This is a genomic window from Aeromonas sp. Marseille-Q7275 (genome assembly GCF_965119515.1).
This window is the reverse complement of record NZ_CBCPLW010000002.1, coordinates 207,252-221,688: the sequence shown is the minus strand read 5'-3', so window position 1 is coordinate 221,688 and position 14,437 is coordinate 207,252. Positions and strand designations below refer to the sequence as shown.

General features: G+C 62.0%; 10 protein-coding genes. 2 read left to right on the top strand and 8 right to left on the bottom strand.

Annotation, left to right across the window (positions count from 1 at the left end; translation table 11 throughout):
- Positions 1 to 49 precede the first annotated feature (49 nt).
- Positions 50 to 3,046, bottom strand: coding sequence for a beta strand repeat-containing protein (locus tag ACWPWQ_RS03275; RefSeq protein WP_454008986.1), 2,997 nt, complete (start codon positions 3,044 to 3,046; stop codon positions 50 to 52).
- A 506-nt stretch (positions 3,047 to 3,552) separates the two neighbouring features.
- A complete protein-coding gene (locus ACWPWQ_RS03270; RefSeq protein ID WP_202047499.1) occupies positions 3,553 to 4,005 on the bottom strand; it encodes a YaiI/YqxD family protein in 453 nt (150 codons plus the stop codon).
- Positions 4,006 to 4,144: 139 nt separating this feature from the next.
- Here ACWPWQ_RS03270 and zntB point away from each other — a divergent pair, with 139 nt between their 5' ends.
- Together zntB and ACWPWQ_RS03260 are read left to right on the top strand one after the other, a co-directional pair.
- On the top strand, positions 4,145 to 5,110 hold the full coding sequence (gene zntB / locus ACWPWQ_RS03265; RefSeq protein WP_202047498.1) for a zinc transporter ZntB: 966 nt from the start codon (positions 4,145 to 4,147) through the stop codon (positions 5,108 to 5,110).
- Between the two features lie 9 nt (positions 5,111 to 5,119).
- Positions 5,120 to 5,638 carry a mechanosensitive ion channel domain-containing protein gene (locus ACWPWQ_RS03260; protein ID WP_139438827.1) on the top strand — a complete coding sequence of 173 codons (519 nt, stop codon included), beginning with the start codon at positions 5,120 to 5,122 and terminating at the stop codon, positions 5,636 to 5,638.
- A gap of 39 nt (positions 5,639 to 5,677) precedes the next feature.
- Here ACWPWQ_RS03260 and ACWPWQ_RS03255 read toward each other — a convergent pair whose 3' ends face one another.
- From ACWPWQ_RS03255 to ACWPWQ_RS03230, 6 genes are all read right to left on the bottom strand, one after another.
- Complete coding sequence (locus ACWPWQ_RS03255) at positions 5,678 to 5,926, bottom strand: hypothetical protein (protein ID WP_202047497.1); 249 nt, start codon at positions 5,924 to 5,926, stop codon at positions 5,678 to 5,680.
- An 84-nt stretch (positions 5,927 to 6,010) separates the two neighbouring features.
- Positions 6,011 to 7,798, bottom strand: coding sequence for a cation:proton antiporter (locus ACWPWQ_RS03250; RefSeq protein ID WP_454008985.1), 1,788 nt, complete (start codon positions 7,796 to 7,798; stop codon positions 6,011 to 6,013).
- Between the two features lie 124 nt (positions 7,799 to 7,922).
- Positions 7,923 to 8,444 (bottom strand): MltR family transcriptional regulator, encoded by a 522-nt coding sequence (locus ACWPWQ_RS03245; protein WP_005332927.1) that lies wholly within the window; start codon positions 8,442 to 8,444, stop codon positions 7,923 to 7,925.
- Positions 8,445 to 8,547: 103 nt separating this feature from the next.
- Entirely contained in the window at positions 8,548 to 9,693 is a 1,146-nt protein-coding gene (locus ACWPWQ_RS03240; protein WP_454008984.1) for a mannitol-1-phosphate 5-dehydrogenase, read from the bottom strand.
- A gap of 37 nt (positions 9,694 to 9,730) precedes the next feature.
- Positions 9,731 to 11,659: a PTS mannitol transporter subunit IICBA gene (locus ACWPWQ_RS03235; protein WP_454008983.1), complete on the bottom strand. Its 1,929-nt coding sequence runs from the start codon at positions 11,657 to 11,659 to the stop codon at positions 9,731 to 9,733.
- Positions 11,660 to 12,367: 708 nt separating this feature from the next.
- The gene (locus tag ACWPWQ_RS03230) at positions 12,368 to 14,404 is read right to left on the bottom strand and encodes an exoribonuclease II (RefSeq protein WP_454008982.1); all 2,037 of its coding nucleotides are present in this window, start codon (positions 14,402 to 14,404) and stop codon (positions 12,368 to 12,370) included.
- Between the last annotated feature and the right edge of the window lie 33 nt (positions 14,405 to 14,437).

The window sequence follows — 14,437 nt, the reverse complement described above, 5'->3', positions numbered from 1 at the left end:
AGGCCGCCAATGCTGGCGGCCTCTCTGTCTGGTGGCTCAATGGCTGGTCTCAAGGGCAGGTGATGGTGTTGCTGGTCACGCCATTGAGAGTGGCCTGGTAAGTCACCGACTGGGTCAACAGCAATATATCGGTGTTGTTCAGGGTTACCCCGATGACAATGCCATTTTTGCTCCAGATGACGCTGTTGCTGACATCCAGCGTGCTGGCGTCTGAGAAGGTGGCGACGGCCTTGCGGGTCACTATGTTGGCGATCGGCAGGCCGAGTGCTCCCAGCTGGACCTGTGTGGTGCAACTGGCTGTCAGGTTGCCGAGAGTTGCCGCCGTGATGGTGATTGGCTTGCTGTCTGTCCCGGTCAGGAAGCTGGCGGTGATATTGGCTGTTCCTGCGGTCACCCCTTGGGCCAAGCCTGTGCCGGAGACGGTCACGACTCCGGTGTTGTCACTCTGCCAGCTGACCAGGGCGCTCACATCCTGGCTGGTCAGGTTGCTGAAACTGGCCGTCGCCTTGAGTTGCGCCTGATTCCCGCTCGCCAGATTGGGAATGGGGTCTATGGTGAGCCCGGTCAGGGTCGCCGCCGTCGCTGCGATATTGATGGCGGCGCTAGCTCCTCCCAGACTGCCACTGATGACGGCAGAGCCTACCGCCAGCGCCTTGATCTGGCCGTTGGCATCCACGCTGACCAGAGTCGGGGCGCTGCTGCTCCAGCTGATCTGGCTGGTCACATCAACCAGGGTATCGTCAGAGTAGGTTGCGAGAGCCTTCAACTGGCCATTGGTCCCCAATGCCAGTGAGGTAAGGGGAGTGCTGATTTGGATGGCACTCACAGTCGCAGCCGTGACGGTGACGGTCAAGGTGCTGGTTTGCCCGCCGAAGCTGCCGGTGATGACGGCCGTCCCCGGGGCCACTGCCGTGACTTCACCACTGGTGCTGACGGTGGCGACGTCGCTGTCACTGCTGCTCCAGGAGACCAGGGGGGTAATGTTCTGGCTGCTGCCATCGGAGTAGCTGGCAACGGCGGTCAATTGAGCCTTGGTGCCGGCTGCCAGGGTTGATGCCGTTGCCGACAAATCGATCTGATTCACGCTGGCATTGGTCACGCTCAAACTGACGCTGTTACTGGTGACCGCGCCCACACTGCCGGTCAAGGTTGCACTGCCGTTGCTGACAGCACTGACTTCGCCGGACAGGTTGATGGTGGCCACCCCTATGTTCGAACTGTTCCAGACCACCTGGTTCGAAATATCCTGAGTACTGTTATCGCTATAGGTGGCGATCGCCGTTAACTTGCCCTTGGTCCCCTTGGCCAGGGTGAGACTGGGCGGGGTGATCTGGATCTGGCTGACGGTGGCATTGGTGACGGTCAGCACAGTCCCGGCACTGGTGACACCGTTCAGGCTGGCACTGATAGTGCTGGTACCCACGGCAACCCCGGTTGCCAGCCCCTGGGCATTGATGGTGACCTTGGTTTGATCGCTGCTGAACCAGGCGGCCTGGCTAGAGACATCCAGGGTGCTGCCATCGCTCAGCACGGCCTGGGCCTTGAACTGAACCGAGCTGCCCTTGGCCAGGTTGCCACTGCCGCCATTCAGGACGACCTGGATGCTGTTGACGGTGGCATTGGTAACCACCAGCAGCACAGTATTGCTGGTGACGCCCAAGAAGTTGGCCGAGATACTCGATCCCCCTTCGCTGAACGCGGTGGCTTCACCGTTCAGATCTATGGTCGCGACGCTGATATCCGAGCTGTTCCAATTGACTTGGCTGGTTACGTCCTGCGATGAGTTGTCGCTGAAGGTGGCGATGGCCTGGAACTGCAGCTTGGTCCCCTTGGGCAGGGAGGCTGTCGGCGGTATGACTTGCAGCGCAGTGGCGATGGCATTGGTGACAGTCAGGGTCGCACTGCGGCTGATGGCGCCAAGGGTGGCGGTGACGGTCGCCTGACCAATGCCGCTCCCCGTGACCAGTCCCAGGCTATCGACACTGGCGATGAAGGGGTCGTTGCTGCTCCACTGGACCTGTGATGACACATCCTGAGTAGAACCGTCGCCAAAGGTGGCGATGGCCTGCAACTGGCTCTTGGTGCCGAGGGCTATGGTCGTGACGGCAGGAATGACCTGCAGAGCGCTGACACTGGTGTTGTTGACCTGGATGCTGGTGCTGGCAGTGACCCCCAGCAGGCTGGCGGACAGGGTAGTGGATCCCGCCGCAACGCCGGTCACCAGACCCGTGCTATCTACGGTGGCGACGGCGGTGTTGCTGCTCAACCAACCCACCTGGGAGGAGACATCCTGAGTGCTCTGATCGGCGAAGGTCGCGATGGCCGTCAGCTTGGTCATGGTACCTATGGCCAGTTGCACTGTGGCCGGGATGATCTGGATCTGGCTGACGGTCAGAGCGACTGCCGAGATAGTGGTCTGGCCTGTGACCCCCTGTACCGTGGCCGTGACAGTGGCATCACCGGCTTCGATGGCGGTAGCTTTTCCCTTGTCATCGACACTCAACACGGTCGGGTTGCTGCTCCGCCAGCTGGCCTGGGTCGACACATCCCTGGTTGTATCATCGGAGAGGGTGGCAATGGCCTGCAGTTGCAGGGTCAGCCCCTTGGCCAACCTGGTTGTGGGGGGAATGATGGAGACCTTGGTGGCAATGGCATCCGTGATGGTGAGGGTGGAGATATTGCTGGTAACCCCCTGATAGCTGGCACTGATCCCGGTGCTGCTGACCTTGAGTGTTTTGACCAGGCCCTTTTCATCTATGGTGGCAATGGTGCTATCCGCGCTGCTCCAGCTTGCCTGCTCCGTGATGTCGGCCGTGCTGTTGTCGCTGTAGGTCGCGATGGCAAGATATTGAGTGCTGATCCCGAGCGGGGTGCTGGGGTTGGCTTCGGCTCGGGCCTTGTTGCCAGCGGTGTCGGCTGATATGTCGATCCGGGTCAGTGATTTGGTGACGGGCGCCGGATTGGTCGGATTATCCTCTCCTCCGCCACCCCCGCCGCCGCAACTGAATAAGAAAAGAGTGAAAAACAGTGAAAGAAATACATTCATGGGCTTGCTCATTGATATTCCCCTTCAATCCTTGTGCTTAATATGAGGTGAAGATCATCCCGGTACTCCTGTATGGGAACAGCGAATCCTGCAGCCATGGCTGCCTCAATATTGAATAGATAATGAAATCATCAAAGGTGTTGTTATTATTGGATTTTACTTTTATTGGTCAGACGTACTCAATATTTGGTAGGTATTTTAGGCATCCTTTAGACATGGTGGTAATTGGTCAAGCCAATAGTGATTAAATTATTATTTGTGGCGTTTTAATATGTCTAGGATAGCGATATTGATAATTCAATCGATACTGATAGAATTAAAAATATTAGTTTGTGACTAAATTGACACTAAAAGTTATATAAAAAATGAATCTTATGGGTGGGGCGCCGTCTGCGGGTCCAGCGTGGCGCTAGGTGAGGGGGAAGATGGGCCGGCTGACGATGAGCCCCTGCCACAGATGGCAGGGGCTCATCGTCAGCCAGGCCATGATGCCCTGTTGCGATGACTCAGGTCAGCTTGCCCTTGAGCAGCCACTTGTCGAGGGCATTGGCGAAGCGCTGCTTGTCGGCGGCGTTGAAGGGGGCCGGGCCGCCGGTCTGCACCCCGGCCGAGCGCAGCTCCTCCATGAAATTGCGCATGCCGAGCCGGGCCTGGATGGTCTCGCGGGTGTAGATCTCGCCACGGGGATTGAGCGCCTCGCCACCGGCATCGATGACCCAGGAGGCGAGGGGGATGTCGCCGGTGATCACCAGATCGCCGGGCTGAACCTGCTGGGCAATGACATGATCCGCCACATCGAAACCCTTCTCCACCTGCTGGGTCTTGATGAAGGGAGAGGGGGGAACCCGCAGCCCCTGATTGGCCACCAGGGTGGTGACAACCTGGGCGCGGTGGGCGGCGCGGTAGAGGATCTCCTTGACCGGAATGGGGCAGGCATCAGCATCGACCCAGATGGACATGGCATGGCTTCCTGTAGTTGAAACGGGCATGAAACGAGAGCGGGCATGGTAGCACAGGCGCCCCCTTCCCGGTGCGGGGCTGAGTCGGCCCCTGCTTTCGTGTAAGCTGGGGCCTGAGCATGAACGAGAAGGAGACGAGATGGATCGGGTGCCCAGTGACGTAATTTATGGCCTGACCCTGGATGGCAAGGGGGGGATGACCCCGCTGGCCACAGGCAGCGAGATCCCGGCAGCCCAGCCCAGCTGGGTGCATCTGGATTACGGCAATCCGGAGGCGGCCCGCTGGTTGTTGCAGACCCCCTTGCTCAATGACGCCGCGCGCGAATCCCTGCTCGGTCAGAGCAACAGGCCCAAGCTGGTGCGGATGGGGGAGACTGTGCTGCTGATCCTGCGTGGCATCAATCACAACAAGGATCACAGGCCCGAAGAGATGGTGGCGCTGCGCATCTACATCACCCCAGATTTCATCCTCAGCAGTCGCCGTCGCTCCCTGCTGTCGGAAAAAGATGTCTTCCAGCAGTTGGTGCTGGGGGGCGGCGCCATCTCTACCGCCGACTGGCTGGTGGAGATCTGCGATGCCCTGACCGACAGGGCGGGGGAGTTTGTCGAGGAGCTGCACGATCAGATCCTTGAGCTGGAAGAGATAGTGCTGATGCGTGAACTGCCCGCCAACGGGCGGTTGGCGCGGATCCGCAAGCAGCTCATCATGATCCGCCGCTATCTCTCCCCTCAGCGAGATCTGGTGGCGCGCCTCGCCAACGAGAAGCTCAGCTGGCTGGATGAGGACGATCGCCGCCGCCTGCTCGACATCGCCGATCGGCTGCGCCGCTGGCTGGACGATCTGGATGCCGGGGTGGCTCGCTCCGCCGTGCTGGCGGACGAGATCAACAACCTGACGGCGGAGGCGACCAATCGCCGCGCCTACCAGATGTCGGTGATGGCGCTGATGTTCCTGCCCGCCAGCTTCCTGACCGGCCTGTTTGGCATCAACCTGGGGGGCATCCCCGGGGCCGAGAGCCCGACCGCCTTCTGGGTCTTCTGCGGTTCCCTGCTGGCGCTGGCGACCGGGCTGGCGGTATGGCTCAAATATCGACGCTGGTGGTAAGGAGCGCACATGACGACATGGGAATCCTTTGGTGTGACCCTGCTGCTGTTGCTGGGGCATACTCTCATTCGCGGCCTCATTCACAAGAGCCTGATGGCGCTCGGCCAGAGCCGGCAGGTGAGCGAAAACCGGGTGCTCTATGTGGAGCATGTGTTCCACTTCCTGCTCGGCTGCGCCACCCTGCTGATCCTGGCGGGGGTCTGGGGGCTCGACTTCTCCCGGCTGGTGGTGCTCGCGTCTTCCTTCTTCGCCGTGCTCGGGGTCGCCATGGTGGCCCAGTGGTCTATCCTCTCCAACATCACTGCCAGCATCACCATCTTCTTCGCCTTCCCCTACAAGATCGGTGACCGGATCCGCATCCTCGACAAGGATGACTCAGTCACCGGCGTCATCACCGAAATAGGCCTGTTCTACCTGAGGGTGCGGGATGACAACGGCGATCTGGTGACCTACCCGGCCAACCTGATCCTGCAAAAGCCGGTCAGACGGCTGGAGAGCAAGGAAGCCGAGCCGCTGCAGCCGGAATGAGAAAAGGCTCCCCAGGGAGCCTTTTTGCTGGCATCAGCCTCAACGCTCGAAGAAGCGATAGAGGTGCTCGACCTGGATGGGGCAATCGGCCACCAGGTGGATATGGTCGCGAGCCTCTTCGGTCGAGGAGAAACTCATCGGGCAACCCAGGGTGTCCGTCATCATGTAGAGATGGCCGTCCTGACCCCGAAACTCCACTACCCAGCCGGGGGAGATGATGTCATGCATGATCTCCGCCTCCTTGAACCTGTGCTGCTGATGAAGCGCACGCAATTCGCTGACTGTCATGACATCCTCCTGTGACTCATGGCGCCACCCTCAAGTCTAGTCGCCCGCGGCGGACGCAGGCGCAGGGAGCCGGATGGCGGCGCATCAAGCCGCCTGGGGCTCCCGTGGTGGCTGCAGGGCGATCAGCAGCTCCCCGGCCAGCGGTGACACTGGGCCTGTGACGACCCGGGGTTTTCCCCTGGCATCGACGATGAACAGGGGAATGGCGCCGGGATTGGCCTCCTGATACTGGGTCCAGTCAAAGGCGTCGCTCAGGCGGGTCGCCTTGATCTGGCCGCCCCGGCTCAGCAGGCCGCTCAGGCGGGCGAAATTCATCTCTGGCCCGAACAGATCCTGGCGTGCACGGAAGGTGGCGCTCTCCCGGTTCGCCTTGCCGTGCTGCTCGCTGGAGCGCAGGGAGTGGACTTTTTCCTCCCCGTACAGGTGGGCAAAGTGCAGCACCCCGAGGGCGTTGTTGTGACGGTTGGGGGAAAGCGCCAGCACCGTATGGATGCTGGTGAGGGGCAGGTGCAGCTCGGCGTGTTCCGATTGCGGATTGCCAAAATAGCAGGGCAGGCCGCTCATGCGGGCCAGCTTGCAATGTTCCCAGGCCGGATCGGAGAGATGGACGGGTATGCCCTGATCCGCCAGCGCCCTGCCTATGGCGCGGGCCACCGAGTTGGCGCCGATCAGCAGCCAGGTGTCGGGAGCGGGCTGGCGCATGCCGAGCAGCCTGGCCAGCGGGGTCGCCGTCAGGCTCTGCAACACCACGGTGAAGATGATGACGGCAAACACCAGGGGCACCAGCTTGTCGGCATCTTCAATGCCGGCCTCGTGCATGCTGATGGCGAAGGAGGCGCTGACCGCCGCCGCCACTATGCCTCGGGGGGCTATCCAGGCGAGCAGGGCGCGGGCGCGCCAGGGGAGATCCGATCCCAGGGTCGAGACCAGGATGCAGAGCGGACGGGCCACGAACTGCACCACGCAGAGCAGCACCAGCACCATGGGACCGAGTTGCCAGAGCTGCGCCAGATCGAGGCGGGCCGCCAGCAGGATGAAGAGGGAAGAGATGAGGATGACTGCGAGATCCTCCTTGAAGGCCAGCACCTCCTCCAGATCCAGCCCCTCCTGGTTGGCGAGCCAGATGCCGAACACGGTTACCGCCAGCAGGCCGGACTCGTGGCTGATCCAGTCCGACAGGGTGAAGGTGACCAGCACCAGGGCCAGCACCCCGAACTTGTGCAGACTGACCGGCAACCAGTCCTTGCGCATGATCAGGGTGGTGATCCAGCCTGCCGCCATCCCGATGAGAGAGCCGACCCCCACCGTCTTGGCCAGGGCCAGCAGGGTGTGATCGATGAGATCCCCCTGGCTGCCGAGGCGCACCGCCTCGAACACCAGTACCGCAAACAGGGCACCGATGGGATCGATGACTATCCCCTCCCAGCGCAGGATCTTGTCCACCTCCCGTACCGGCCGAATGACGCTGAGCATGGGGGCGACCACGGTCGGCCCGGTGACCACCAGCACGGCACCGAGCACCATGGCGACCCGCCAGTCCAGCCCCAGCAGCCAGTAGCTGGCGGCGCCTATGACCGCGAAGCTGGCCAGCATGCCGGTGGAGCAGAGGTTGCGTACCACCTTGCCTATCCCCTTGAGTTCGGTCAGGTGCAGGGTCAGGGCCCCTTCAAACAGGATGATGGCGACCGAGAGCGACACCAGCGGAAACAGCAGCTCCCCCAGCAACTGGTCCGGGTCGAGTACGCCCGTCACCGGGCCGAGCAAGAGGCCGCTGAGCAGCAGGAACAGGATGGCGGGGACGCGCACGGACCAGGCGAGCCACTGGGCGAGCAGGGAGATCAGGGCGATCCCGGCGAGAGAGAGTGCAATCATGCCAACCTCGGGTGGGTAATGGGGTTGGGAGTAGTGTAGCGGGGAAGGAGGGCAAATTGACACCCGTTAGAGGCGGCCTCGGGGAGGCCGGGATCCCGGGAGTAGCCTCAGCGGGCTGGCCTGATCAGATGGGGCTCTCTTTGTGGAGTTCGGTGACGCAGTCGGTCACCGCCAGCACCAGTGCGGAGCGCACCATCTGATCGAGCCGGTTGAGCTGCATCTGATAGAGGGGCCAGTCCTCCTCATTGGCCGGGGGATCTTGCGGCATCATGCTGGTCTGATGGATGGCATGCAGGCGGCCTAGCAGGTCGCGGATCGGCTTGTCGCTGAAACGGTAATCCTTGGGGTCGCGTACCAGAAAATCGCGGATCTTCAGGTAGGCTTCGAGATCCTGATAGCGCTCGAGGGAGATGAGGCCGAGGGCGAAGATGAGCTTGAGGCGCACCTCCAGCTGGCCGAGGGGGCCGCTCTGGTTGAGCAGGGGCTCGATGGCGTATTTGACGGCATACTCCTCCTGGCGGAACGCGCGCCGCATCAGGGAGTCGACCGCCTCTTCCAGGATGGTCACGACCTCGAGAAAGAAGCCGCGGGGGCCATCCTGCTCGTTCAGTCGCTCCAGTACATCATCTTCCTGGTGTGTGGTCATAGGTGTTCAGGGTCCGGCTGACTGGGAGAGAGCCAGGCTCTCTCCCGGTTTTTATCATATGGGGCGCATGCGCTCGGGCTGCCGGCGAGTGCGCCCCATGGGGTCACTTCAAATTGTCATAACGGGCGACGATGGCGCGCACGATCTCGCTCTCTTCCTCCAGCCCGGTCACCCGGGCCAGCGTCCTGGCAGGGCCCAGCTCTGCCAGCAGGGCCTGCAATTCCACCGCCTGGGGATCATCATCGTTGCGATAGAGCAGCGCCGCGGCGATGCCCTCCTGCAGGTGATCGCTGGGCAGGCCGTACTCCAGGGTGCCGAGCAGCGGCTTCACCAGTCTGTCCCCCGCCGCCAGCTTGCGCAGTGGCTGACGGCCGACCCGGTCGATTTCATCCACCAGATAGGGGTTGGCGAAGCGGGACAGGATCTTCTCGATGTAGGCGGCGTGCAGGCGCGGATCGAAGCCGTAGAGTTTCACCAGCACGGCTCCGCTCTCCTCCATGGCACGGCGCACCTTGCTGCGGATCACCGGATCCTCGATCGCCTCGCGCACGGTGCGGTAGCCCCTCAGCTTGCCGAGGTAGGCGGTGACGATGTGCCCGGTGTTGAGGGTGAACAGCTTGCGCTCGACGAAGGCCATCAGGTTGTCGGTGGGCTCCATGCCCGCCACCTGGGGCAGCTCGCCCTTGAACTGGGTCTGGTCGACGATCCACTCGCTGAAGCTCTCCACCGTCACCTCCAGCGGATCATCGTTGGCCGCGGCAGGGGGCACTATGCGATCCACCGCCGAGTCGACGAAGCCGACGCAGTTGTCGAGGGTGGCATGATACGCGACCGGCAGGTACTTGAGTACCTCCTGCTTGAGGTGGCTGGTGCCGCGCACCATGTTCTCGCAGGCGATGACGTTGAGGGGGGTCAGGTTGCCGGCATCGAAACGGGCCTGCAACCCCTTGGCCAGGGTGCTGGCAATCTTGTCCAGGATGTTGGGCCCGACCGCGGTGGTGACCAGATCGGCGGTGATGATGCGAGCTATCACCTCGTGTCCGGCGGAGCTGACCGCGGCCACGTTGCGCACCACGTCCAGCTTCTGATCCGTGCCCACCACGTGCACCTTGTACTCCTGGCGGTGATTGAGCTGGTCGATCAGGGTTTCGTTGACGTCGGCGAAGGTGACCTGATGGCTGGCGTCCGCCAGCAGTTTTCCGATGAAGCCACGACCGATATTGCCGGCACCAAAATGCAATGTTTTCATGATATTAACCTCTACAACCAAAGACGATGAAGGATGATTAGGCAGCCTGTTCGGCGCCCAGCAGATCCAGGAACTCCTGGGGATCCTGGGTACTGGCCAGCCGGTCGATGAGACCGGGTTCATCCAGTGCATTGGTCAGACGGGTTATGACCTGCATGTGTTCGTCATTGCGGGCGGCGATGCCGATCACCAGGCGGGCCACTTCATCGGCGTCCTCACCAAAGGCGACCCCGGCCGGGTACTGGCAGATGACGATGCCGGTACGCTTCACGTGTTCCTTGGCGGCTATGGTGCCGTGGGGGACGGCGATGGATTCGCCGAGGTAGGTGGAGACCAGTTGCTCGCGCTCCAGCATGGCGTTGACGTAATCCGGCGCCACGTAGCCCCGCTCCGCCAGCAGCTTGCCGGCAGCCCGGATGGCGGCCTCCTTGTTGTCGGCCTTGAGGCCCAGGTGCACGTCCTGCAGGCTCAGGGTGAAGACCTCGGCTGCCTGCGGCTCGTAGTTGTCGTCGTTGGCCGCCACCAGCAGTTGCGGGTTGGCTACATCGTCGTTTGCAGCGTTGGCCAGGCTGAGGTTTTGCACCAGCTCCTGATAGAGGGCGTTGTCGAGGAAGTTGGAGAGGGAGATGTGCTGCGCATGCGGTGCATGGCGACGGGCACGGTCGGTCAGATCCTTGTGGGTGATGACCAGATCCACCTGATCGTCCAGGTTGTTGATGGCACGGTTGGTGATGCTGATGTCGAGACCGGCGGCCTGTACCCGCTTGCGCAGCATGCCGGCGCCCATGGCGCTGGAGCCCATGCCCGCATCGCAGGCGACCACGATATTGCGCACCGCCATCAGCTCGCCGCCCGGCTTCTTGGCCGCTGTGGTTTCGGGTTTGGCACCCTTCATGGCCTTCATCTTGCGGGTGGCTTCACCCAGGGCATCGGCCTCGTCGGCTTCCGGCTGCTGGGCGCGAACGAACACGGCGGCGACCAGGAAGGAGACGGTGGCGGAGGCGATGATGGAGAGCAGCACCCCGATCAGGGAGGCTTTCGGCGTCATCAGCAGCACGGCGAAGATGGAGCCCGGGGAAGCGGGGGAGACCAGACCGGCATTGAACAGGGTCAGGGTGAAGACCCCGGTCATGCCACCAGCGATCACCGCCAGGATGAGGCGCGGGTTCATCAGCACATAGGGGAAGTAGATCTCGTGGATGCCGCCGAAGAAGTGAATGATGGAGGCACCGGCGGCGGACTGCTTGGCGGCGCCACGGCCGAACACCATGTAGGCCAGCAGCACCCCCAGACCCGGACCCGGGTTCGCTTCGATCAGGAAGAAGATGGAACGACCCTGCTCGGTGGCCTGCTGGATCCCGAGCGGCGAGAAGATGCCGTGGTTGATGGCGTTGTTGAGGAAGAGGATCTTGGCCGGTTCGACGAAGATGGAGGTCAGCGGCAGCAGGCTGTGGGCGACCAGGAAGTCGACACCGCCGGCCAGGGCGCCGGAGAGCACCTTGACGAAGGGACCGATGACGAAGAAGGCGAGGATGGCGCACAACATGCCGATGATGCCAGCGGAGAAGTTGTTGACCAGCATCTCGAAGCCGCTCTTGACCCGGCCCTCCATCGCCTTGTCGAAGCGCTTGATGGCCCAGCCACCCAGCGGGCCGACCATCATGGCGCCCATGAACATGGGGATGTCGGTCCCCACGATGACGCCCATGGTGGTGATGGCACCGACCACGGCACCCCGCTCACCCCCGATCAGCTTGCCGCCGGTATAGCCAATCAGCAGGGGCAGCAGATAGGTGATCATGGGGCCGACCAGTTTGGCCAAGGTTTCGTTTGGCATCCAGCCGGTGGGGATGAAGAGGGCGGTAATGAAACCCCAGGCGATGAAGGCGCCTATGTTGGGCATGACCATATTGGACAGGAAGCGTCCAAAATTCTGTATCTTGACTTTGGTATCCGGTGATAACATGTCGGGACCCCGTTTTAAGCCTGTGTGATTAAAAGTGGTAGTCGGGATGACGGGTTTTGCCGAACCCCCATCCCTGTCGTCTAAGCAACTTCAATCTACCAGCTTGTGATCAAATTAGGCTGAAAACGGGGTGTCTTGTGACCCATCTCTCAAATACCCCGACCTCCCCCCTCACAACACAGTGACGCCGATCACATTCAGGCGCTGTAGTTTGGCTACATTTCGATCTTTCCCATCGTGAATGGCATTTTAATGTGATGCACCTCACCTTTTGTCGTTTGCGCAAACCCTGTGTCAATGTGATTCTTGTCACAAAGCCATCATTTGTAGCCAATTGGAGCACGCCTGGTGGCGCCAGATCAGAGGGTAACAACGATGGATCTCGCGCCATCATCAACTACTAATCAATGAATCAGTGGTTTTGTAACCCACTTTCAGTTTTGCTCCCCGCACTGTCGGCCATTCGGGCTCTGTCCCGCCTCCTTTGGCAGGCCCTGATTGGCCTCCTTTGGCAGGCCCTGATTGGCCTCCCTGGCGACGCCTGCCAATGCCCGCAGCGACAAGATGAGAGTGTCGGCAGGGGTGTCGACACAGATGCAAGCAGAGGCCGACCCCGCCCATTCACCTTCCTGATGTTTCTGCCGGGTTGCCGCGCCCATAAAAAAAGCCCGCAGTATTGCGGGCTCTTGGCATGCAGGGGAGCGGGGCTTATTCCGCCTTGGGGGCCGCGTCGGCCGCCGCCTCGCTGCTCTCGCTCGCTGTGCTCTCGGCAGCCGGTGCTTCCGGGGCCGGGCCCGGCACCAGGGCCACCGCCGGCTTGGCGATGAGGGAGCGGGTCTCTTCCACCGCTTCGCTCAGCTTCACCTCGATGATCTGGCCAAGCTCATAGACCACTTCGGTCTTGTCCAGGTAGACGCGACCGTTGTCCCAGTTGCACTCCAGCCTGTCCTTGTTGTCCAGGATGTGGCGGGCAGGCATGAAGACCACGGCGCCGTTCTCCTGAAGGCGCAGCTTGAGGCCGGCGCGCATCACGTCGATGATCTCGGCGTTGAACACCTGATCGGTACCGGCAGCGGCCTGGAGGTAACGGACATAGAGCCAGTCGCCGATGTCGCGCTCCACCCTGCGGTGCAGGCGGCGGCACTCGGTCAGGTGTTCGGTGAGCTCCTGGCTCGGACGCTCACCCGGGGCCTTGCCGGCGATGACGGCCTTGAGCAGGCGATGGTTGACCATATCGCCGTATTTACGGATCGGGGACGTCCAGGTGGCGTAGGCATCCAGGCCCAGGCCGTAGTGGGCACCCGGCTCGGCGGACATCAGCGCATAGCTCTGGAAGCGGCGGATCTTGCCGTCCAGCCAGCGGGTGTCCAGGCTGTCGATCCAGCGGCGCAGGGCGCAGAAGCCGGACAGGCTGGCGATCTCTTCCTTCTCGAACGGCGCCTCGGCGCTCTTGAGCAGATCGATGGCGCCGTCGAGAGACTCCTCGTCAAAGCCGGTGTGGACGTTGAAGATGCCGTAACCGACGCTCTTGCCCAATACGCGACCGGCGCAGATGTTGGCGGCGATCATCGACTCCTCGATCATCCGGTTGGCGATGCGGCGAGGCTCCACGTGGATCGCCAGCACGGCGCCGTTCTCCCCCAACTCGAAGTCGTAGTCGGGACGGTCCGGGAACACCAGGGCGTGCTCGGTGCGCCACTTGATCCGCGCCTCCGTCATCGCCTTCATCAGCGGCAGCTGGGCCAGGACGCCGGCATCTATGGTCAGCTCCTTGCCGTGTTCGGCCCAGTCGGAGACGTCGTCATAGTTCAGACGGGCATGGGAGACGATGCGGGCGGCGAAGAATTCGGTCTCTTCCAGCAGCAGGCCATCCTCGGCGATCAGCAGGCGGGCGCACAGGGTGTTGCGCTCTTCGCCCTCTTTCAGGGAGCAGAGCTCGTCGGAGAGGGTGCGCGGTATCATGGGCACGTTGCGGCCCGGCATGTAGACGGTGAAGGCGCGCTTGGCGGCTTCCTGGTCCAGCTCGCTGCCTTCGGCCACGTAGGCGGTCGGGTCGGCGATGGCCACCAGCAGCTCCCAGCCGTTGTCCAGTTTGCGGATGGACAGGGCATCATCCATGTCCTTGGTCTTGGCGCCGTCGACGGTGAAGAAGGGCACCTGGGTCAGATCGCGACGGGGCAGCTCTTCCTCTTCGATGACGTTCCACTCGGGCAGGTCCGCCGGCTCGATCTGGGCCAGGTTGTGGCGCGCCAGCACCACCCACCAGGGCACGTTGTGATCGTCCTTGTCGGCGATGAGCTGGGTGATCTCGGCGGAGAAGTTGCCATCCACCAGAGCGTGGCGCTTGAGGGTCGCCACTACCCAGTCCCCTTCCTTGAAGGACTTCTCGTCCAGACCCTTCTTGGCGCGGGCCTTGATGGCGTCCTTGATGAGGGGGTGATCAGGCACCACGTTGAGGCGGTCGCGGAACATCTTGACGCGGCCGACGAAGCGGACCACGGCCTGCTCCAGCAGGGCATCCGGCTCGGCCACTTCCTTCTCTTTCTCGGTACGGATCAGGGCGCTCACCCGGTCACCGTGCATCACCTTCTTCATGTAGGGAGGCGGCACGAAATAGCTGGTCTTCTCATCGACCTCCAGAAAGCCGAAGCCCCGATCGGAGGCGCGAATCACACCCTCTTTCTTGGGGATGTTTTCGCGGATTTGTTGCTTGAGCTGGGCCAGCAGCGGATTGTCTTGGAACATAAGTGAGGAACCTGAAGTGGAAAACCTGGGTGG